19 protein-coding genes and 1 pseudogene are annotated in these 22,450 nt (G+C 40.0%); 17 read left to right on the forward strand and 3 right to left on the reverse strand.

Annotation, left to right across the window (positions count from 1 at the left end; all coding sequences use genetic code 11):
• Positions 1-12: 12 nt before the first annotated feature.
• The 8 genes and pseudogenes from HMPREF0833_RS00620 (at position 13) to HMPREF0833_RS00655 (ending at position 7,971) form a co-directional block, all read left to right on the forward strand.
• Positions 13-1,080 carry a nucleoid-associated protein gene (locus tag HMPREF0833_RS00620; protein WP_013903254.1) on the forward strand — a complete coding sequence of 356 codons (1,068 nt, stop codon included), beginning with the start codon at positions 13-15 and terminating at the stop codon, positions 1,078-1,080.
• Positions 1,077-2,465, forward strand: a complete 1,389-nt coding sequence (locus tag HMPREF0833_RS00625; RefSeq protein WP_013903255.1) for a hypothetical protein — start codon at positions 1,077-1,079, stop codon at positions 2,463-2,465. The genes HMPREF0833_RS00620 and HMPREF0833_RS00625 overlap by 4 nt, the downstream gene beginning before the upstream one ends.
• A gap of 130 nt (positions 2,466-2,595) precedes the next feature.
• Positions 2,596-3,318 (forward strand): DNA/RNA non-specific endonuclease, encoded by a 723-nt coding sequence (locus tag HMPREF0833_RS00630; protein WP_013903256.1) that lies wholly within the window; start codon positions 2,596-2,598, stop codon positions 3,316-3,318.
• Between the two features lie 141 nt (positions 3,319-3,459).
• A pseudogene (locus tag HMPREF0833_RS00635) lies at positions 3,460-3,720 on the forward strand (HigA family addiction module antitoxin); the annotation flags it as partial.
• Positions 3,721-3,858: 138 nt separating this feature from the next.
• Positions 3,859-4,746 carry an Rpn family recombination-promoting nuclease/putative transposase gene (locus HMPREF0833_RS00640; RefSeq protein ID WP_013903258.1) on the forward strand — a complete coding sequence of 296 codons (888 nt, stop codon included), beginning with the start codon at positions 3,859-3,861 and terminating at the stop codon, positions 4,744-4,746.
• Positions 4,747-4,899: 153 nt separating this feature from the next.
• On the forward strand, positions 4,900-5,823 hold the full coding sequence (locus tag HMPREF0833_RS00645; RefSeq protein WP_013903259.1) for an L-lactate dehydrogenase: 924 nt from the start codon (positions 4,900-4,902) through the stop codon (positions 5,821-5,823).
• 245 nt (positions 5,824-6,068) lie between these two features.
• Complete coding sequence (locus HMPREF0833_RS00650) at positions 6,069-7,127, forward strand: Rpn family recombination-promoting nuclease/putative transposase (RefSeq protein ID WP_013903260.1); 1,059 nt, start codon at positions 6,069-6,071, stop codon at positions 7,125-7,127.
• Positions 7,128-7,431: 304 nt separating this feature from the next.
• A complete protein-coding gene (locus HMPREF0833_RS00655; RefSeq protein ID WP_003016745.1) occupies positions 7,432-7,971 on the forward strand; it encodes an NADPH-dependent FMN reductase in 540 nt (179 codons plus the stop codon).
• A gap of 30 nt (positions 7,972-8,001) precedes the next feature.
• Here the strand turns inward: HMPREF0833_RS00655 and HMPREF0833_RS00660 are convergent, their stop codons facing one another.
• Positions 8,002-8,697 carry a VIT1/CCC1 transporter family protein gene (locus HMPREF0833_RS00660; RefSeq protein WP_013903261.1) on the reverse strand — a complete coding sequence of 232 codons (696 nt, stop codon included), beginning with the start codon at positions 8,695-8,697 and terminating at the stop codon, positions 8,002-8,004.
• A 278-nt stretch (positions 8,698-8,975) separates the two neighbouring features.
• A complete protein-coding gene (locus tag HMPREF0833_RS00665; protein WP_013903262.1) occupies positions 8,976-10,370 on the reverse strand; it encodes an MFS transporter in 1,395 nt (464 codons plus the stop codon).
• A 322-nt stretch (positions 10,371-10,692) separates the two neighbouring features.
• Here HMPREF0833_RS00665 and HMPREF0833_RS00670 point away from each other — a divergent pair, with 322 nt between their 5' ends.
• The 6 genes from HMPREF0833_RS00670 (at position 10,693) to HMPREF0833_RS00695 (ending at position 18,039) form a co-directional block, all read left to right on the forward strand.
• Positions 10,693-11,985 carry a PTS transporter subunit EIIC gene (locus HMPREF0833_RS00670; protein WP_013903263.1) on the forward strand — a complete coding sequence of 431 codons (1,293 nt, stop codon included), beginning with the start codon at positions 10,693-10,695 and terminating at the stop codon, positions 11,983-11,985.
• Positions 11,972-12,829, forward strand: coding sequence for an alpha/beta hydrolase (locus HMPREF0833_RS00675; protein WP_013903264.1), 858 nt, complete (start codon positions 11,972-11,974; stop codon positions 12,827-12,829). The genes HMPREF0833_RS00670 and HMPREF0833_RS00675 overlap by 14 nt, the downstream gene beginning before the upstream one ends.
• Positions 12,830-12,912: 83 nt before the next feature.
• A complete protein-coding gene (locus HMPREF0833_RS00680; protein WP_041818120.1) occupies positions 12,913-14,031 on the forward strand; it encodes a DUF4767 domain-containing protein in 1,119 nt (372 codons plus the stop codon).
• Positions 14,032-14,389: 358 nt separating this feature from the next.
• Positions 14,390-14,947 (forward strand): hypothetical protein, encoded by a 558-nt coding sequence (locus HMPREF0833_RS00685; protein ID WP_013903266.1) that lies wholly within the window; start codon positions 14,390-14,392, stop codon positions 14,945-14,947.
• Positions 14,948-15,275: 328 nt separating this feature from the next.
• Entirely contained in the window at positions 15,276-16,043 is a 768-nt protein-coding gene (locus HMPREF0833_RS00690) for an ABC transporter ATP-binding protein (protein WP_013903267.1), read from the forward strand.
• Positions 16,036-18,039: an FtsX-like permease family protein gene (locus tag HMPREF0833_RS00695; protein ID WP_041818122.1), complete on the forward strand. Its 2,004-nt coding sequence runs from the start codon at positions 16,036-16,038 to the stop codon at positions 18,037-18,039. Before HMPREF0833_RS00690 ends, HMPREF0833_RS00695 begins: the two co-directional genes overlap by 8 nt.
• Before the next feature lie 99 nt (positions 18,040-18,138).
• Here HMPREF0833_RS00695 and HMPREF0833_RS00700 read toward each other — a convergent pair whose 3' ends face one another.
• Positions 18,139-20,103 (reverse strand): peptide ABC transporter substrate-binding protein, encoded by a 1,965-nt coding sequence (locus tag HMPREF0833_RS00700; protein WP_013903269.1) that lies wholly within the window; start codon positions 20,101-20,103, stop codon positions 18,139-18,141.
• A 258-nt stretch (positions 20,104-20,361) separates the two neighbouring features.
• Between HMPREF0833_RS00700 and HMPREF0833_RS00705 the strand changes: the two genes are divergently transcribed.
• From HMPREF0833_RS00705 to HMPREF0833_RS00715, 3 genes are read left to right on the forward strand one after another with little or no spacing between them, the layout of a single operon-like run.
• Positions 20,362-20,691 (forward strand): PadR family transcriptional regulator, encoded by a 330-nt coding sequence (locus HMPREF0833_RS00705; protein WP_023917534.1) that lies wholly within the window; start codon positions 20,362-20,364, stop codon positions 20,689-20,691.
• Positions 20,685-21,485 (forward strand): membrane protein, encoded by an 801-nt coding sequence (locus HMPREF0833_RS00710; RefSeq protein WP_013903270.1) that lies wholly within the window; start codon positions 20,685-20,687, stop codon positions 21,483-21,485. Before HMPREF0833_RS00705 ends, HMPREF0833_RS00710 begins: the two co-directional genes overlap by 7 nt.
• A complete protein-coding gene (locus HMPREF0833_RS00715; protein WP_013903271.1) occupies positions 21,482-22,312 on the forward strand; it encodes a hypothetical protein in 831 nt (276 codons plus the stop codon). The genes HMPREF0833_RS00710 and HMPREF0833_RS00715 overlap by 4 nt, the downstream gene beginning before the upstream one ends.
• Positions 22,313-22,450: the final 138 nt, after the last annotated feature.

The following is a 22,450-nucleotide window of genomic DNA, read 5'->3' on the forward strand; positions in this document are numbered from 1 at the left end:
GGAGATAATGATATGGAAAAGAGATTAAGGTTATTTCATTTTTCTAAAGATCAATATGGAGAACCGTATTATTTACCGGGTATAATTTTTGACGATTCTTTTGAAGAATTCAGTAAAATTGTTGAAGATTTAGATTCTAGAATAAATAAATGTATTGATGATAAATATGCTAAGAATTTCAGATTTAAGAGACCTTCATCACAGATAGTAACAAATGTATCAGAGATTTTTGAAAACGAAGAGAATTTCGATAGAAACTCAGAAGACATTGCAAGTAAATTTAAAGAATCAATAGGACGTAGATTTCAAAATGATTTTTATTTAGTCGTACTTACAACTGAAATTGACGATATAGAAATCCTTTTTCTTGTTAAGATGGAAACAGGAACGGCTATTCGAGTAACTGATGAAAATACATTAACTACATTAGACAAAATTCTTCCAGATAATAAATCAAGACTTCAAAAGGCTACTGTAATCTACAAAGATAAAACAATCCAGTTTAAAGAAAATAGAGAGGAACCAAATTCAGAAAGAACAAACATCCACTCAAGAGTATTGGATAGAACCGATGATAATATATCGGGGTATTTCTTCAAAGTATTTTTGGATAGTGATAACGTTTTAGATGATGAAGATTCAGCAGCTAGAATGGCTATACAAGCGATTGAAACTATCGTTAAACCATACATAAAGTCTGAACTTAGTCCAGGAATTGTAAAAGAAAAGTTAACAGGTTTTTTATCTCAGAGAAGAGATACATCATTTGAAGGACTGATTCAAGAGGTTAGTGATGTATTAGACTTTAATATAGAAAATAGAGAAGTAGATATAGAAAAGTTATCAAATGAAGCTTATGAGTTAGCGAAAAGAAAAAATAATACTGTTGTAGCTAGCTTCGTAGCAAAGTTATATCGTCCACCTAAACTAACATATGTAGCTCAGGGAGATGAACAACAAATTAAAATAAGTTTTCTTAAAAGTCTAGAGAGTCATGGAGATGTTTATTGGGATGATGGCGACGACGATTTTTACGTTTTAAAAATTAACAAAGAAGTAATTACTCTGATTGAGAGGTGATTACATTGATAAAAAAACTTATTAAGTATATTAACACTTTTAAAAATGTTACCGGACGTATCAATATTGATTCTAAAGAAAAAAAGATTATCTATATTTTAGAGTTCGAAATTTCAGAAAATGAGTTAGATGATTTTAAGGAAAAGATTAATAGTTATAAAATAAGTCAACTGGAAATAGCTTGTAATAATTACCCGTTGGAATTATGTAAAGAAACTAAGAAAATCAATAAGATTGCTGTAACAATTAAACAAAATCAAATTCCTTTAGAGAATCAATTATTATATTTTAGAAACAGTAATGACTTTTATAAATTTGAAAAAAAGTTTTTAAAAAGTACGACATTTAAAAGTCTCGAAAATAGGAGTACAAAGATAAGAATCTGGATTCCAGAAGAAAATAGCGATATATGTTCGCCCGTTTTTTCACTTTGTGACGAAAATTTACAGATACCTGATGTATTAATTTCAAAAACGGAGTTTAATCATAATATTCTCTGTGCTCTTCCTAAAATAATTTTAGATAGAAATTTTGATGAATTAAAAAGAGAGACAATTGATGGTTTTCTAAGTATAGTGTCGGAAAGAAAAATATCCAGAGATGAATATATTATAAGTTTTGAAAAAAATGCAATTCTAGAAATGAATAGTATTGAAATAGATAATATAGATTTATTTGTTGTTCTCAATCAATTATTTGATTTTGTTTTTTATGATGAAAAAACTTATTATGAAAAATTGATAATTTTTAGAAATACTTTTTCAGAATTTATCAAACGAAAAAATACAATTAGTAATATGGATTTTCAGTATATTTTAAAAGATGTACAGTCGAATTATAATTTATTTATCAATGATAAGTTAAAAAAGTTTATCTCTGATAAACAAAAGTTAACAGAAGATTTTTCAAAACTCCAAAAAGAGATTTTGGTTAGTATAAAAAATATTTCTAATACAATATCTCAGCAATTTTTAGTTTTAATTGTAACAATTTTAACTACATTTATCTTTAAAAATTTTAATACAAGGCTAGCGATGTCCCTAACTGTATATTCTGGAATATTTTATTTAATTTGTATAATTATAGTAAACAAAGTAAGAGGATGGAATTTTGATTCTAAATCTATAATATCAGAGTGTGATGATATTGATAACAACTATAATATGTTGTACAGTATAGATAAAAGTTATATTATTGCTTTAAAAGAATCTGTTAGCTATAAAACTGAATTAAAACGGTTAGAAAAAATTGAAACTTTATATAAATGGTTGATTTATGGTCTCTTATTCATTTTGATAGTTATATTGATCCTGATTTATAAACATAATAAATTATATACTCAAATTACTTTGTATAAACAAATAGTTGATTTTTTACTGCCGTGAAATTTTAAAAAGCAATGTTCACAGAAAGAAGCACATAAATTGGGATGATTACTTAATATATGCTCGATTGAGGAGATTGATTTCACTAAGGTAGACAAATGGATAAGTGTAGGTAGATTTGGAGATTAAAATGAAAAAGAATTTTTCAATGTCAGATCAAATTTTAAATTTGATGCATATTCCTAGTGAGCAACTTAGTGATTTAGTTGGATACCCAGTTCAATATGAATCAAATTATTTTGTAGTAAATGAGAATATCGCAACAATTCGCTTTATGAGTAAGGGAGAATCAGGGTATATTGTTCCACATTCATTAGAGCTAGGTAAGAGACCTAAAGGCGCTATTTTTTATATCAATAAAAATGATTATGACGTTTTTAAAATTCAAAAAGAATCGAGTGATAAAAAGAAAGGTCGGCCGAAATTAGGGAAACCTGCTGGATGGAATAAAATTGATAAATTGAATGATTATAAGTTGTTTTTCCATAGAGGCCATTTGATTGCCTATTCTTTAGGTGGTGACGATGAGATTCAAGGAGATGATTGTAAATCCTTGAAATCCTTATTTATCCAAACAGCTTGGAGCAACATGGGGAAGGATGTTAAGGAGGAAGAAAAAGTAAATAAATTCAGCCAGTGGCATTTTGAAGATAAGGTGGTAAATGAACTTAAAAAAAGTTCAGTATGCATTGCTTCTTGTCCCATATATCGAAACAACGCTGATGTAATTCCGATTGGAGTTCATTTACAAGCAGTGACGAAAGAAAAATCTTTATTTAACGTTTTTCTTCCGAATATCGATCCTAATATTGTAATTGATTATAAAAAATGTACTTTTAAACCGAAAAAGTAACTCTCTGTAAATGCTTTGCTTTTTGAATGTGAAAGTCTTATCTTTTTAAATTAATTATTTTTCCAAGAGTTATAACGCCGAGACTTCTTTCTGGTCTGATAAAAATTAAATTCCTAAAAATAGAGGAGGTCAGTAATCACTGTGAGTATGAAAATTGTTGAATACAAAGACTTAATCGCGTTCCATCCAGGAAAATATATTGGAGAGCTAACTGAAGATTATAACATGACCCAGAAAGAATTTGCAGAGAAATTGGGAGTATCACCAAAAACGATCAGCAAATTAGTGAATGGTGAGGAGTCGATTAATAATGATATTGCTCAGAAGTTGGCGAAGTTTACTAATATTTCGATGACAACTTGGCTGAATTTACAAACTTCCTACGATACGAAAATAGCAGAAGGGGCAGTACATTGGGAATGATGATTATAGAGAACTATTTCTTCGTTTCGTAATGGTTTTTAGCCGCTTTCCCAAATTTTTTTCGAATGATAGAAGTAGAGGGACCTTCCCTCTATTTTTTATCGAAAAGGAGCAGGGATGCAGAAAAGACACGCGCATGTATCGCCGACCTTGGATATCATGGCCAAGAAGATTTTTAGTTTACCGGAGGTGACGGCAGCATTTATTCGGGACATTTTGGAGCTGGATGTAGCGGATGCTCAGATTGTGGAAGGAAGCCAGCCCCACAGCATGGCCTATGAGGAGGATGACCTGTTCTCCACTGCGGTGGATGTGAGAGCTAAGCTCCACGATGGGACCGAGGTGATCATCGAGATCCAGATTCGCAAGCAGCAGTATTTCTTGAATCGGTTTCATTACTATTTGGCCAATCAGCTGGTGGAAAATGTGCAAAAACTGCGCCAGCAAGGCCAGACACATAAGATGTACGAGCAGATGGAGCCAGTCTATGGGATTGCGATTTTGGAGAAGTCGCTCTTACTGGATGAAGATGCCGCCATCAATAAATACTGGCTGACCAATAGTCGGTCCGGCAAGCAACTTAAGGCCTATTATAAAAATGGCAAGCACCAAAATCTTCTGCAGGTTGCCTTTTTAGAGCTAGACAAGTATAATAAAGATGAGAACCTGACAGATGCAGGCAGACAGTGGCTGGAGTTTTTTGGGAATCTTCCCTTCACAAAAGCTCCCAGTCAAGCTGTCGCCCACGCAGATTCATTACTGGATTCATCTAGCTGGACCAAGGAGGAGAAGACCATGATAGACGAGCGTATTCGTATTCAAGAAAATTATGATATGACCCTGGAGACGGCGGTTGATGAAGCGCGCGAAGAAGGTTTAGAACGAGGTCGAAATGAAGCTCGTTTACAATTGATTCATGAGATGATCTCACGAGGAATGACACCTGAGCTTATATCGGAGATGACGGGCTTATCGCTTGAAGAGATTGAAACTCTTCTTTCCTGAGTCGTTAAAAGAGGCAGCGACTCTTTTCTTTTTGGAAAAAACTTGAAAATTTTCCCATTTTTTCAATCCGCCTTTCTAGAATTGTGGTAGAATAGAGTCAACAAAGAGCTATCCTCACCAACAGTGTGATCGATACTAGAAAAGAGGATTCTGATGACAAGAAAAATTGGTATTATTGGTTTGGGGCATGTGGGTGCCACCTTGGCCCACAGCATGATTTTGAAACACACCTGTGATCACTTGGTCTTGATTGATACCAATGAGAAAAAGGTTAAGGCAGATGCCTTGGATTTCTGTGATACGGTTGCCAATACAGGGTATCCGGTTCATATCACGGTCAATGACTACGCGGCTTTAAAAGATGCGGATGTCGTGGTGTCGACTCTTGGAAATATTGAGTTGCAGGCTAATAACACTGATGACCGTTTTGCGGAGCTTCCCTTTACCAGTAAGCAAGTGGTGCAAGTAGCGCGTGATCTGAAGGCTTCTGGTTTTAGCGGGGTCTTATTGGTAGTGACCAATCCGGTCGATGCCGTTACTCAACTCTATCAACAATATACTGGCCTTCCAAAAGAGCAGGTGATTGGGACAGGGACGTTACTGGATACAGCTCGGATGAAGCGTGCAGTAGCTGATCGTTTGCAGGTTTCTCCTGCTAGTGTATCAGGTTACAACCTCGGTGAGCACGGAAATTCTCAATTTGTTGCTTGGAGTCAGGTCCGTGTCAAGGGACACGCTATTACCGATCTCTTCTCTCAAGAAGAGCTTGATGCTATCAACTACGAGTCCTTGCGCGGTGGCCACACGGTTTTCTTTGGCAAATTCTATACTAATTTTGGGATTGCTGCGGCAGCCCAACGCCTGGCAGAAGCTGTGATCAATGATAGCCACGAGGAAATGCCTGTGTCTAACTATCGTCCAGAATATGGAACCTATCTTGGCTATCCAGCAATTGTAGGTCGAAAAGGAATTCTTGAACGATTGGATTTGCATTTGACAGAAGAAGAAAAAGAAAAATTGCTCCATTCAGCTGAAACTATCAAAGAAAATACACGAAAAGGATTGGAGCATGCATAAAAGCAAGAGGCTGGGACAAAAGTCCTAGCCTCTCAATTATTTTTGGATTGTCGAGCAAGACGCAGTGGTTGAGTGGGCTCTACTACGCTGATTTCATCAGCTTTTACAGCCCTACTCAACTGTGCGGGGGTGGGAAAACGAACTCTTTTTAACTAGTCAGAGTTCTTTCCCACTCCCTTTTTTCTGCAATTTTTTCGAATGGTATAAGTGAGGGGATTCCCTATACGAAATCATTGGAGGTTGCTATGAAAAAACGACACGAGTATGTATCGCCCACCTTGGATTTAATGGCGAAAAAGATTTTTAGTCTGCCGGATGTGACAGCGAAATTCATCCGCGAAGTATTGGATCTGCCAGTAGAGTCCGTTGAGATTTTAGAAGGAGACCAGATCCATGAGCAAGGTTTTTTAGGAGATCTTCCTTTTGAAACATCCGTTGATGTGAGAGCAAGACTAGATAGTGGGCTTGAAGTCATCATTGAGATTCAAGTTTTGAAGCAAGAGTATTTCTTGAATCGTTTCCACTATTATTTAGCCAATCAACTGGTAGAAAATGTCCAACGCAAGCGAAAGAAAGGAGCGACCCATTCTATGTACCAGGAGCTGGAGCCGGTCTATGGGATCGCTATATTGGAGCGAAGTATTTTTCCTCATTTAGATTCACCCGTCAATGTCTATGAAATGCGCCATACAGTAGATGGGACACCTCTTTATAGTTCTCGAAAGGATGGAGTAGCGCACAATATGTTAAAGGTTGCCTTTTTAGAGTTGGATAAGTATAATGAAAGTAGAGATACGGAGTTGAATGCTCAATGGAGACAATGGCTTGAATTCTTTGGCAATCGCCCATTCAGTCATCAACCAGATCAAGTGATCGAGCAGGCAGAATCACTCCTGATCCCATCAAATTGGACAAGGGAGGAAAAAGAAATGATTGATGAACGGATTCGTATCAGAGAAAATTGGGAAATGAGCATGGATACCTTTCGGAAAGAACAACTGGAAGCCGGATTTCAGAAAGGGTTGAAAAAAGGTCTTGAACAGGGACTCGAACAAGGACTCGAGCGTGGTCTCGAACAAGGCCTCGAACAGGGTCTTGAACAAGGTCTCGAAAAAGGTCTCGAACAGGGATTGGAACAAGGCAGACAAGAAGGCATGGAGTTGGGAGTTCAAGCTGGTCAGCAGTCTCTGATTCAGAAACTATCTTTGAAGGGGATGAGTATCGAGATGATTGCTGAAATGACGGATTTATCCAGCGAATCCATCAAAAAAATGTTGGCTACGGATTTGTCTAACGAGGAGTAGTAGCGAGAACAGAATTTTGGGATTGAGAATTACCTTGCTGAGAAAAAAATAGTTCTAAAATGGATTGTAAAGATCTCTGGGAGTCGTTTTTCTTGGATGTTGATCCTCTACAGATTTATACGGTTATGATTTATTGAAGGTTGGAAACTTTTATCCAACCTTTTTTTCTCACTCCTCTTGGCCCATCCTTAGTGAAATGGAATAAAAGTTTAAAATGTCCGAGTTGTAATCCTTGACATTACATTATGATCGTGTATAATAGCTATTGTAACAAAAAATCTTACAACAGAAAGAGGAAACAACTATGAAAAACATTTTATTTATCGTCGGTTCTCTTCGTCAAGGATCTTTTAACCACCAAATGGCTAAGAAAGCAGAAAGCCTTCTGGAAGGAAAAGCAACGGTGACTTACTTGGACTACAAGGACATTCCAATGATGAACCAAGATTTGGAAACACCAACCCTGCCTGCTGTGCAGGCAGCGCGTGATGCGGTTCTTGCTGCGGATGCCATCTGGATCTTCTCGCCAGTCTATAACTTTGCTATTCCAGGTGTAGTGAAAAACCTGATCGACTGGCTTAGCCGTGCCCTTGACCTGTCAGAAACTCGTGGTCCATCTGCCCTTCAAGATAAGATCGTAACGGTTTCTTCAGTAGCCAATGCCGGACACGAACCAATGTTTGCGGCATACCAAGCGCTTTTGCCATTCGTTCGAACTCAAGTAGTTGGAGAGTTCACTGGAACAACCGTTAACCCAGAAGCTTGGGGAACAGGTGAATTAATCTTGACAGATGAAGCGGTCGCAGGACTGGAAAAACAAGCACAAGCCTTATTAGAAGCATAAGAAAAAGCTGAGACAAAATTCTCAACTTTTTTAGATACTAAAGAGTTGTCCGAAGAAGTAAGTCACACACATGGTGAGAAGGCCAATGATCAGGTTGCGAAGCATGGCTTGCTTGGTTGGTGCTTTTCCCAGTTTTGCACTGGTATAGCCAGTGAAGATCAAGGATAGTCCAACAACGAAGACCGTCACCGGAATGCGATAGGCAGCTGGAAAGAGGATGATAGAGAGCATTGGAGGAAGGGAACCAACCGAAAAAGCAAGGAAGCTAGATGCAGCAGCATGCCAAGGATTGGTAAACTCCTCATATTCGATACCATATTTCTCTTCGACTAGGGCTTTGAGGGGATGTTTCAGAAAGGCCCGTTCTGTCAAAATCTTTGCGGAAGTTTCGCATTCTCCATTTTGAAGATAAGCGTGGTAGAGAGATTCTCTAGCTAACTTTGGATCGCGATCCAACAGGGCTTGTTCGCGGTTAACAGCGGCTTCTTCCGTGTCTTTTTGAGTGGAAACTGAGACATATTCACCGCCCGCCATCGAAAAGGCACCTGCCAGAATCGCTGATAAGCCAGAAAGGAAAATGATCCAGATGTTTGAGGTGGCACTGGCTACCCCAATCACCACCCCAGCAATAGAAATAATCCCATCATTGGCCCCGAGAACAGCGGCTCTCAAGATATTCAATCGGTCGTTAAATGATTCATCTACTCCATGTTTCATTTCAGTCATACAATGTCTCCTTCGTCTTGTTTAGAATGATTATAAATAAAACACAAAAAGAAAGCAAGGATTTTAACTCAAATGATAAAAGTTAGACAATTTAATAGAATTTTTTAGTTGTAAAATTTGACATTACAAGCAAAAGAGAAAGAATAGGGTATACACCTATCCAAGCAAGATTTATTTAGCAGAAGTGGCATAATTTTTGAAGATCCTGATGGCATTGTCACACGGGTCAGAAAAGGATAACAAAAAAACAGCAAATTGCTGTTTTCTGATGAGAAAAATTAATTCGTATCTTGTTCTTTCCCAACAACCCAAAATAAGAGAAGGAGTTGGAAGATGCCCAAGGCAAATAAGGCCATAAAACCGTTGCGACTTCCTTTAGCAGTGGCTTGAGTAAAGTCCATCTTTTGATTAGCTTGGCTCATGGCAACAATCAGCGAAGCCAGTGTTGTTCCGACAGCACCTGCAAATTGTTGCAGGGTGTTAAAGATCGCGTTCGCATCAGGTTGCTCTTCCAGAGAGAGTTGTTTTTGTCCGTTGGTCATAATATTGCCAAAGGCCAGTCCCATACCGGTCATGAAGATCATGTAAAAGATGAGAATCAAGCCATTTGTCAGCTTCAGTCCAAAGAGGGTAAAGTGGAAATGGGCCAGAAGAATTAAAGTAGCTCCAAGGAGAATCGGTTTGCGGGCACCCAACTTATCTAGAATGAGACCAGAGAAGGGAGCAAAACCAGCCCCAATGATGGCTCCTGGAAGCAGCATCAAGGCTGCAAGCGTGGTACTCGAGTGGTTGACCAATTGGACATAATTGGGCAAGAGGAAACTCATGGCCAGAGAACCTAATTGGAAGGTGAAAAAGGCAAGAACATGGCCAGTGAGGAGATGGTTCTTTAAGATGGCAAGGTTGATAATGGGAGTCTCCAAGCGATTGGACCGCCAGACTAAGAGAACGAGTCCCAAGAACCCAATCACAAGCCAACCAAGCACAGAAAAACTAAAGAAAGCATGATCAGAGAGACCGTGAATGCCTAGAATCAACCCTAAGAAAAGGGCAATGATAGCAAGGAGACTCATGATATCAAGGGTTTCTCGTTTGACTGTACTGATTTGTTCAATGGAGCGAAGTCCTGCAACTAGCGAAGCTAGAAGGATCGGGAATTGAACCAAAAAGATGGACCGCCAACCGAAGTTAGCCGTCAAGAGACCACCGACAGTAGGCCCAATGGCTGGTGCAATGGCTGTAATTAGGGTACCCACTCCCATCATGAGACCGATCTTGCGTTTTGGGACCTGCTCTAAAATGATATTAAACATTAGAGGAAGGGCAAAACCAACCCCCATTCCTTGGACCAATCGTCCCAGGACCACAAAGCCAAAACTTGGAGCAAGGAAGTCGATAAGAACACCTAAAACAGAGAGAAGATTTCCAACTAAAAAGATGGACTTCATTTTAAAAGAGCGTTTGAGATAAGCAGACAAGGGGACCACACAGGCAACCACTAGAAGATAGATGGTCGTAACCCACTGGACGGTTGCAGTATTGATTTCAAATTCCTTCATCAATATTGGGAAGGTGATATTCATAGCGGTTTCCCCAGCCACCCCGCAAAAGGAAAGGATCCCTGTTGCAAAAATAGCATACAGGACCTTGGCTGAAATTTTTTCTTGTGACATGGACGTCTGATTCCTCCTAAATCTTTCTATAATGTTGTAAAAATGGTCTGAAAATCCATCCTATCTCTCTCATTTCCCATCAATTCCAATTGCTATGAGCATAGCAGGGCTGACGTTAACATGATTCATCGTTTTGTTAGCTAACAAATAGTATAGAGGAAATGAAGACCCCTGTCAAAGAGTTTTTGAATAGTTTTGAAAATTTTAACAGCATTCTCAACTGATGACGTCTCTACAAACGAAAGGAAACGCTCGCCAGTATGGTATAATAAGAAGAAAGTAAGCAACGTGAATAAGTCAATCAACTCGAACAGGAGGCCCCATGACCAAGTATTTAGTCCAGAAGTTTTTCTGGTTACGAGAAAAAAGTTTGATTCAAATTTCCCAGAAGACCCTGGTTTCCTTATTTCCTTTTTTCCTATTTTCAGGGATCATTCGGGTGATCGCTCTATCAGTCTTTTCCGATCGAGGCTATATCCATCAGCTCTTTTCGATGGATAGCTGGTTGCCGTGGGATCAAGCTATTAGTCAAGTCCTTATCAATTTTTCCAACTTTCTAGGAGGTCTAGCTGGGCCTTTAGCGACTTACTTCGCTGGAAAATACACAGCTGGGCACTATGGTAGAAGTACAGGGACAGCCGGCGTGACTGCTCTTTTGGTCAGCTTGATTGTAGGGTCACAGGAATTGTTGGTAGGCCCTCTCCATGAGGGGCAACTGACACGCATCAACTTACCTGCGACGACCAATATCCTCTTAGCCATTGTTTTAGGCTATCTAATAGGGCAGATCTTTCGTCTATCCAAGGCTAGTGACGACCAGATTGTGGACAAGGATTTCATCTATCAGCCCAAGACGGTGCGTCCCATTTTCTTGTCCTTACTCCTTGGGATTAGCCTCAATCTTCTTGTGGTTCTTGGGAACCAATTTAATATTTTTCAGACTATCCGACAGTTCTTGGCTTCTCTAACGGTAAGCAGTCATCATCTGCTCTCCACCTTTGTCATGGGACTCTTTAGTGGACTATCTGCTTGGTTTGGTAATAGTCAAGCCTTTGCCTTGAACTCAATTGCGGATGATAACTTTGCTTTGGAAAATCTCACCTACGCTGTGACGCATCATACAACGACAGGTATTCCTTATCCCTATACCTTGACCAATTTGTATCGGAGTTTTGGTCTGGTGGCAGGTGTTGGAGCTGTCCTATCGCTTTTGGTGGCGATCTTGCTGGTTTCACGAAGTCAAAAGGACAAGAAAGTTAGTCTCCTCAGCATTTTTCCAAGTCTCTTTAACAATGGGGCTTCATTCATGGTAGGGATACCGGTCCTTCTCAACCTCCTATATGTGATTCCCTTTTTATTGATCCCTTTGGCGAATATGGCGATAGCAGCTGTAGCTTTGTGCTTCAAACTGATGCCGGCAGCTGTCTATCCAGTGCCAGACGGGACTCCTAGCCTTCTCTATGCCTTTATTGGGACAGGAGGAAGTCTGAGGGCTTTAGCTGTCAGTATACTTTGTTTTACCGTCGATGTGCTCCTTTATCTACCATTTGTCCGCATGGGAAATCGTATTCGAAAAGATTTAAAAGTGAAAGGAGAAAGCGATGAAGCAATCTAAAAAAATAGCGATCGTCCTTACTTTGGTTAGTCTTTTCTTGATCGCTTTAGCCATTCCTTCTTATAGCTGGACTCGGACCAATGTTTCAAAAATCGAGAAATTTTATAATTCAAAATTGTCTCCCATCATCATGATCCCAGGAAGCTCTGCAACAGAGAACCGCTTTGATGGCTTGGTGACCAAGCTCAACAAAGAACGCCAAGGGACCAAACACAGCCTGCTCAAGGTCAAGGTTTGGAATGATGGGCATATCACCTATAGTGGTAGTATTGATGCCAAGGACAATGAGCCGGTAATTGTGGTTGGTTTTGAAAATAACAAAGATGGCTATAGCAATATTAAAAAGCAAGCCAAACTATTTAATCAAGCCTTTGAAGCCCTTCAAGAAAAATACAATTTTAATAATTTTAAGGGCTTGGGTCATTCCAACGGTGGCTTGATTTATACAGCCTTTATTGAAAATTATCTAGGGGATTATGATGTTGATCTCAAGACCCTTATGACCATCGGAACTCCCTATAATTTCACAGAGACCAATATCAAAAATAAATCTGAGATGTTGGCCGATTTTATAAAGGGAAAAGAAGCTATCCCCACAACCCTCCATATGTATTCAGTAGCAGGGACCATTACCTATGATTCAGATGAGTTGGTCCCGGATGCTAGTGTTTCCGCTGGGAAATATATCTACCAAAACCAAGCAGCTAGCTATACGGAGATTACGGTGACGGGGGAAGATGCTCAGCACTCGGACCTTCCAACCAATGATGAGGTGGTTGCCTTGGTGAAAGAGCATATTGAAAGTCAAACGGATCGTCGAACCAAACCAAATAAAGAAAACTAAGTGTGATGAAGGGATTTCTTCCTCACGCTTTTTTTAGTATAATAAAGTTTAGTATGAAAATAGGGGAGAGTAAAGGAGATCAGATGAAAAGAAAACAATGGATGCAATTGGGCTTAGTGGCTTCAAGTACGCTCTTGTTAACAGGATGTTACCAGAGATACCAACGTCAGTCCAGTCCTAAAAAAGAGGCTACAACGATCCAGACTTCAGCAAAGAAACAAGCGAAAAAAGCAGATAACAAACAATTATACCAGTCTGTTTTTTCAGACTACCAAAAGATTTTTGCCACTTCCAAAGAGTTAGATGCCATTTCCAAATTGAATGATGAATTAGCCAAAGAAGATCGGATGATCAATAGCTGGGTGATCGAGACGGTGATCAATCAGCCAGAAGCCGTTCATTATGCCTTTAAGGACTTAAATAACGATGGGGTAGAGGAGATGATCATCGCCAATCAGCAGACCGATGGAAGCTACTTTGTGACAGGAGTTTATTACCTCAAGAACCAAAAACCGACTCTGCTAGCTGAAGGTTTCGTCGCTGGACACGGTGGAGCGCGCAATGCGACGACCCTCTATCAGGGAGGAGAAGTCTTAGAAGTCAGCTGGTTGTCAGGAACTGGCCGTGGTGTAGCCGTTCTCTCACGGATAGAAAAGGTGCCTCAAGCCGCGACCAAAGTCCAGGAAGAAGAAGTCCAAGTACCGGGGTCAGATCTGAATGCCCTCTTTGGAAAATCGGACGAGGAAAAATTGGATCTCAAGAGTTTTGACTGGCAAACTTTTGACAGCACACCATCAGCGGGAAATAGCCAAAGCCAGGGAAAAACGCCTTGGAATGCTGAAAAATCAGCAAAATTAGCAGAATTTATGAAGAGCTGGGGCGAAAAGCTGGGCCAACCCAACTATCAAAAAGGCATCGCTGGTGGTGATGTTGGACCAGACAACCTCTACACTCTAGGGGAAAATAGCAAGATGGATGCCATTTATACAGATACTGGTCAGGGAAATGCAAAATACCGCATCGTAGAACGTTATAGCAATTGGGACAAGTATCCAGATGTGCATAGTTATTTCTTTGCCATTACAGATACAGGAGAAGGAATTGTCTTTCATTCTCCAACGACCAATGGTGGAAAGATGTATCTAAAACCAACAGACAACAAGGAACTTCAAGAAGAGTTCAATCAATTACTTCATCAATGAAAAAAAGAAACAGGAGCGAAATCTTGTTTCATGCATTTTGTGCACTTTTGCAGTTAAAAGGCAAATAAATACGTTAGAAACTTACTTTAATACCTCAATGCAGTTCTTTAACCGATCAGCTACGGGCTTATTCAGTTATTTCAATCATTCATTAAAGATTGGACGTTTTGTCTAATCTTTTATTTTATTCGCGGAATGAATAAAAATATATTTTCTGGTTTTTGTGAATCGGACGGCAAAATATGTTAAGAGTTAGTGATAAAAGCTGGTATAAAAAGGATTGAGTACATAAAATATTTGACAATAAAAAGATTTCATTTTAAAATATAATTAATCAATATCTATAGGAGAAAAAATTATGAAAAAACTTCTTACAGCGGGCGTGGCTCTCTTATCAGTTGCAACGTTAGCAGCATGTTCTGGTAAAACTGCTTCGGAATCATCTAGCAAAGATGCAAAGGCTTCTTCTAGTAAGGTAGAAAAATCATCTACTTCAGAAAGCAAATCAAGCAGTTCATCAAAATCATCTAAATCAGCAACTTCTTCAACAAATATCCCTGAAATTGTATTGTTGACAGATGAAGAAATTGACAGTGCAAAAACAATCGGAGATATGAAGAATCTTTATAGCAAATTAGTTGAAAGCTATAAGAAATATGCAAAAGATATTGGCCAACAAATTCCCGAGGCTCAGAGAGATGCGTATACTCAACAAGTGGATCCAGCTATTAAGGCCTTGGATGAATCAAAAACTCAATTTGATACGATGCTTTCAAGCGTAGGTCCTGATAGTACGACTGTTCCTGAACAAGGACGTACGACTTTCTTACAACAAGTGAAAACATCTCGTGATGCAATGAAACAAGCTCTTGAAAGTGCATATAAAATGGTTGCACCGTATACATCGGCTCAGTAATGAAAGAATAAAAAAGAGAGTGGGACAGAAATCGGTAATTCGTTAGAATTCGATTTCGTCGTCCCACCTCCGCACAGTTGAGTAGGGCTGTAAAAGCTGATGAAATCAGCGTAGTAGAGCCCACTCAACCACTGCGTCTTGCTCGACAATCCAAAAACAATTAAGAGGCTAGGACTTTTGTCCTAGCCTGTTTTTTTTACTTTCTTACAAAAATGTAAGAAATAAAGGGTAAAATGTAAGGTTATGTTATGGTGAAAGCGTTTCAGTTTTAGTACAATAGACTTGTAAAAAACGATTGAAGCTTTTTCGAGCTAGAAAGGAATGGACCATGACCCTACTAGACGTTCAACATATCAAAAAAATCTACAAAACCCGCTTTCAAGGGACGCAGGTTGAAGCCTTAAAGGATATCCATTTTACCGTTGAGAAGGGCGAATACGTCGCCATCATGGGGGAATCAGGATCCGGGAAATCCACCCTCCTCAATATCCTGGCCATGCTGGACCAGCCGACCGAAGGACGGGTCTACCTCAATGGCACCGATACCTCAACCATCAAAAACAAGGACGCATCGAGCTTCCGCCGGGAAAAACTAGGCTTTGTCTTTCAAGATTTCAACCTGCTTGATACCTTGTCTGTCAAGGACAATATCCTCTTGCCTCTCGTCCTCTCTCGCAGACCAGTCAAGGAAATGATGAGCAAGGTGGAGAGCGTCAGTCGGGAATTGGGCATTCACCAGCTCTTAGAAAAATACCCTTACGAAATCTCTGGTGGGCAAAAGCAACGGGTGGCCGTAGCACGGGCCATCATCACCTCGCCAGAAATCCTCCTAGCCGATGAGCCAACAGGGGCGCTGGATTCCAAGTCTTCAGCTGCGTTACTGGATGTCTTTGAAGACATCAATAGCATGGGCCAAACCATTCTCATGGTGACTCACTCAACCGCAGCAGCAGCGCGTGCCAAGCGCGTGCTCTTTATCAAGGACGGGATTCTTTACAATCAGATCTTCCGCGGGGAAAAGACGGAGCGTCAGATGTTCCAAGAAATCTCAGATACTCTGACGGTCATGGCGGGTAAGGAGGATCATGATGTTTAAATTAACAAGTAAATTAGCTCTTTCCAACCTCAAACAAAATCGCAAGCTCTATTATCCCTTTGCCTTGGCTGTTATTTTAACGACCATGATCCTTTATAGTTTTATCGCCTTGGCAACGACCCCTCATTTAGAGGATTCTTACGGAGGGAGAACGGGGAGAACGGTTCTTGGTTTTGGTTGTTTCGTCGTCCAGCTGGTCGTCATCATTTTAGTGGCTTATGCCAATGGTTATGTCATGAAAAATCGTTCCAAAGAACTGGGACTCTACAGTGTTTTGGGAATGGAGAAGAAGCACCTCCTCGTCATGACCTTATGGGAATTGCTTATCTTCTATATTCTCACAGTTGGCGCGGGACTGGGTTTGGGGCTCTTATTTGATCCCTTGATTTTTGCCCTGCTCTTAAAATGTATGGGGCTTCCAGTCGTCATTCAATCAACCTTCCAGATAGGGGCTGTTCTTAACACTTTACTTGGGTTAGCCTTAGCTTTTGGCCTCATTCTTTTGTTGAATTCTTTCCGCCTCTTGCGCTACAGTTCCCTTCATCTTATGCAGCAAAAGAAAGCAGGAGAGAAGAAGGGAAGATTCTTGCTGGTCCAAACTCTTTTAGGTCTAGGGCTCTTAGGAATTGCTTTCTATTTGGCGCTAACAGCGGAGCGTCCGGTTGCGGCTGTCCAAGGATTCTTTATTGCTGTCATTTTGGTCATTCTTGCGACTTATCTTTTATTCAACGCAGGCTCCATTACCTTTTTAAGATGTCTCAAAGGTCGGAAATCCTACTATTACAAGCCAGAGAATTTTATATCCGTCTCTAACTTAATAGCTCGGATGCGAAAAAATGCAGCGGGTCTTGCGACGATTAGTATTCTATCCACCATGGTTTTGGTCACCTTAACAGGGTCGCTTAATATCTTTGTTGGAGGGAAGAACTACCTAGATACTGTTTACCCTTCTGATTACATGATTAGTGTGGGGCATATGCCTTCAGATGCTGAAACAGAACCGGTTATCAAGGATGTTCAAGCTATTATTCAGAAAACAGCCGATGCGACACATCTGTCAGATTATCAGGTGGCACAGACAACATACTGGTCGGCTGAAATTCGAAAGATTGATGGAAGGGTCTTAGAGGTGAATGATCAGTCCACTCCATCAACTGGTCAGGAGTTAGAGTCAGAAGGAACAGTCTACTTTTTTGATCAGGCGACTTATGAGCAACTGACCGGTCAAAAAGTTGTGCTTGGGGAAAATGAAATCCTAGCCTATGGTTATCAGTATCCGGGAAGACTAGACTCGAAATTAGAAATCAATGGGAAGACCTTCACGATTAAACAAAAATTAGATTCCAATTTTATCCAAGGAAAAATCCCCCAAATCGCCCTGTTTCAACGTCAAATGGGCTTGCATCTTGTCCTCCCTGACTTGAACCAACTGGGACTAAAAGTTGATAAAAATTTGGAATTCTCTATTACTGCTAAAAATAAAGATAACCAAGATTTTATTTCTAGCTTGATCAAAGACCTTTATTCGACAGACAAAATGAGTCAATATGGTGCGACTCTTTTTGGTGGATATGAACGATACAGCATAGAGAAAGAGTGGCGTGAATCAGCAGGGACTCTCCTCTTTATCGGTATTTTCCTATCGGTCATCTTTCTATTAGCTACGGTTCTCGTCATTTACTACAAGCAGATTTCAGAGGGCTATGAAGATCGGGAAAATTTTGTGATCTTGCAACAAGTAGGATTGGACCAAAAGCAAACGTCCACCACCATTCGCAAACAGATACTCACCGTCTTTTTCCTTCCTTTATTCTTCTCCTTCCTCTACCTAGGAGTGGCCTACAAGATGATCGCAAAAATCGTTGCCATCTTAGGAGCAACCAATGCGGGACTGGTCCTTCAAACGACTCTTTCTATTTGCGCTGTCTTCTTCATCTCCTATGTCCTTGTCTTTCTTCTGACTTCTAGAAGTTATCGGAAGATTGTCGTGAGATAGCGTTCGAGTCTATAAAAGATTAGAAATAAGATGAAACATACAACATTTTGTTAGCACAAAAAACACCGAGGATCAAATCCCCGGTGTTTTCTATCACGATTATTTTACGTGTTTTGCAAGTTCTTCTTGCGCTTTTTTGTTTGATTCTTCTTTTTCTTTCAACCAATTCTTATAAGCTTTTTCGTAGTCAGCAGTTGTGACTGTCTTATCTTGAAGTTTTTGGTATTTGAAGAAGCTTGTTTCACCTTTAATACCAATTGCAGAATTTGCTGCTGAGAATGGCGTTACCTTCGTGATAGATGGAACTCCACCCTTAGAGTAGATTGGAAGTACTATTGCGTTTTCAGTCAACCAAGCTTGGGCAGCAGCGTATTTTTCATAACGCGCATTGGTATCCAATTTTTCAGCATTAGCAGCATCCAACAATTCTTTGTATTGGTTCAAACCAATTTTTTCGATGAGCGCTTGGTCTTTCTTAGGATCAAGTCCCATACCAGTCAAGGTTGAACCATCTGTTGGGTTCAAGATATCCAAGTAAGTAGATGGGTCTTGGAAGTCAGGTCCCCAACCAGTGATATCCATATCAAAGTCTTTTTGCTCTGGTGATTGGGCAAAGTAAGTAGCGTTATCTGCATCGTCTGTAGACAATTTTTGTACATCGATCACGACATTGTCTTTACCAAGAGCTGCTTCGATTGAGCTCTTCATAGAGTCTGCTTGTTGGACAAGAGCATTAGAAGATTGGTCTACGACATAGTCGATATGGATTGGGAATTGAACACCTTGTGATTGCAATTCAGCCTTCGCTTTTTCAAGTTCTGCTTTGGCTTTATCCGCATTATGCAAGCTATCTTGAGCATCTGCGAAGCTAACACCTTTCCACTCATCTCCTGTTGCGGCAAGTTTTTCTTCAACGAGAGTACCGAAGTCTTTCCCGTCTGCTTGCACAAATGTCGGTGGAACTAGAAGGGTACGTAGAGTTTTTGATGCTCCGTCTTTCCCGTTAACTTGAGCGCTGTAGGAAGTTCTGTCTAAAGCAAAGTTCAAAGCTTGACGGAAGTTTTTGTTTTGAAGGGCTGTCTTCGTGTTGTTCTTTTGCTCATCAGATGTCTTCTTGGTATGGCCGTAATTTTGACGGTTGACGTTGAAGTAAGCGTAGTAAACAGTAGAATCTTGTGGGGTATAAACGATGTTATCCTTGAATTTCTTCTCAATCGTACTGTAGGTTGAGCTTGTTGGGAAGAGACGAGCAGTAGATAGGTTACCATCTGAGAAGTTACGAGCAAGATAGTCTTGGTCGGATCCATCGAAGTAAGTTAATTTAACCGTATCGATGTGAACATTTTTCTTATCGTAGTATTCAGGGTTCTTTTCCAACTCGATTTGTGATTTTGAAGTGAAGGACTTCAAAATGTAGGCCCCGTTGTAGAGGATCCCATTTGGTTTCACGCTACCAAAGTCTTTCCCAGCTGATTCCAAGAATTTTTCATTAACTGGCATCATGGTAGCAGTCGTCAATTTAGAATTCCAGAAAGATTCAGGTTGGTTCAAAGTATATTGAAGAGTGTGATCATCAACAGCTTTTACCCCAACGGTTGAGAAGTCTTTGGTTTTCCCGTTTACATAGTCATCCAAGCCTTTGACTGAGTTTTGAACCAAGTAAAGTGCATCAGATTTTTTATCTGCTACATATTTCAGAGATGTCACGAAATCTTTTGCAGTGACGTCAGCGTATTCATTTCCTTCTGAATCATACCACTTCGCGTCTTTTCGAAGCTTGTAGGTATAAGTCAGACCGTCTTTTGAAACAGACCAGTCCTCAGCAAGAGCAGGCACTAGGTTACCGTATTGGTCGTTTTCAAACAAACCATCGACCAAGTTGGTAGTAATGTCGCTTGTAGTTGAACGATTTGAAGTCAAATAGTTCAAGGAATCAGGGTCTGTACCATACACGTAGTTGTAGGTTGTTCCCTTTGACGCATTAGAAGATGAGCCACATGCAGCAAGGAAAAGCGTTGAAGCAGCGGCAACACCTGCTAAAAGAGCAAGCTTCGATTTTTTCATATTCGTGTCTCCTTTTGAATAATTTTAATTATTATACTCCAATCAATCTATAAAATAAAGTGTTTTTTGAACTTTTTTTGCATATTTACACACCAGTATACAGTGAAAGCCTTGATTTTAAAGGATTTTTAAGGAATAAAAATTTTTTTAAAAAGTTACTATTTTGCTTTACATACTAGTTGAGAAAGAGTATACTGATAGTGAAACAGCTAGTATGTAAAACAAACTAGTGCATATGTGAAGAAAGAGGTGAGAAGGATGAAAGAGTCCCAATTACTAAAGGGAGTCTTGGAGGGCTGTGTGCTGGAGATTATTTCCAAAAAGGCCATCTATGGCTACGAATTGATTCAAAGTCTCAAAGAGATGGGATTTGATAAGATTGTCGCTGGGACCATTTATCCCCTACTTCAAAAATTAGAAAAACAAGGAATTATTCATGGGGAAATGAGGCCGTCTCCAGATGGTCCTGATCGTAAGTATTTTTCACTCAGTGATGCTGGAAAAGAGCGTTTAGGGGAATTTTGGGACCAGTGGCAGGAGCTAGTCACAAAAGTAGAACGTATCAAGAAGGAGGGAGAAGAATGGTAGAAAGTTATACAGAAAAAATGTCAGATGAATTGATTCATTTAAATAAAGAGGATCAAGCCTATGTGAAAAAAATGGCCTCTTATATTGGGGCTAAGTCCTATTTTTATGATGATGAAGCACTCGGTGAACAACTCTACAATATGGTTTGCGACCTAAAAGTTGCTGAGAAAGAAGGCATTCGGGCAGTGGATTATTTTGGAAAGGATCCACGGGCTATGGTGGATCAAATTCTTGAAGAGTTACCTAAACGCTCTCTAGGATCTTATGTGGGACTCGTCTTCCTACTTGGATTGATCTTAGTTGGCATGCGTTATTTAATGGATTTTACCTGGATGACGCCACTGAAAATCGAACCCCTGACCTATGTTGTTATTTTATTCAATTTCTTGGTGTTTAGCCAGTTCATCACGTGGCTTTGGTCCAAACAGAGCTATGGTGAAGTGAAGTGGCCTTGGGTTATTTTTATCAGTGTGATCTGCCTGATGGTATTTCTGAACATCGTACGACTATTTTCGATCTATTTTGGCCACATTGGGAGTCTCTTCTTATCAGATGGTTGGGCGGTTGTTCTTGCTATCCTAGTCCTACTTGGGTTTGTGGTTATGGCTGTTAGAAGCAGGGAGCGTTTGATGACGAGTCTACTAGTCATGGGCCTGACTTTCCTAGTTACGGGATGCTGGATTCGTCTTGTGAATCAGGAAACTGCTCACTTATTAGGCTGGCTACTTCCTCTCATAGGACTAGTCCTGACCTTGGTTGTATTTCGTCTCCAAAGAAAGGGGGAAGAAAGATGACATCAGTTATTTATTATGAAGAAACGCAGGCTTTGGTTCAAACCTTTATCCAGGAGGACCAAGCCTATTTCCAAGACCTCTGGGATTATTTCAATTTTGCAGGTTTCTTATATGAGGAGAAGGCTTTGAGAGAGCAGGTCTATAATTTAGCGCTAGATTTTTCGCAAGCAGGAGCGGATGGATTGACAGCAAAGGACTATTTTGGTCTCGATCCAAAGGAAATGGCAGACCAAATCATCGAAAATATGCCCAAAGAATCCACGCGATCTGTTTTGAAATATGGGGCGATCATCTCGGGAATTGTGATTTTCTATCGCCTCTTAAGTGATTTTGCTTCACAAGCAGTCCTGGTTCTTAAACCACTCGTCTATCTAACGGATGGTATTTTAGGACTTTTGGCTGTTGGGCTATTCTTCTATCTCCTTCGTCGCCTCATTTTTGCAGAAGAAAAGTCAAAGAAAGCAAACTATGTGGCAATCGTTTTGGTTTTAGGATTCTATTTTTTCAGTGAAATAGTGGGAGTTCGCTTCTTACCAGCACTTGCTTGGTTGACAGTGCCGAATCCATGGGATACTCTCCTTATGACAGGAGCTAGTGGAGCTCTCATTCTTTGGCAATGGAAAGAAGAGCTTGGCAGAGCCTTCGTCTTTCCTATCGTCGCCTTTTTAGTGGTTGGATTCTTACATCGCTGGACCTTGGCACAAGGAGTTCAGAATCTTGGTATGACAGTTCTTCTGCCCACAGTGATCATCATCTTTGGGCTGGTTATTTATTATTGGTTTACGATTCGTTCTTTGAAAAAGAATAGGACGGAAAGTGATAAATAGAAAGAAAAAGTCTGGGCATAAACTGTTCAGTTATATCTGTTTGATAGAAATAAATGTATGACGCAGTGGTTAATTGCTCAAAGCACTGCTTTGAGGTGGTGGCTAGGACTTGCGAAGCAAGTTTCCTAGGTATTTGTT

The sequence above is a fragment of the Streptococcus parasanguinis ATCC 15912 genome (assembly GCF_000164675.2).
Classification (GTDB): Bacteria; Bacillota; Bacilli; order Lactobacillales; family Streptococcaceae; genus Streptococcus; species Streptococcus parasanguinis.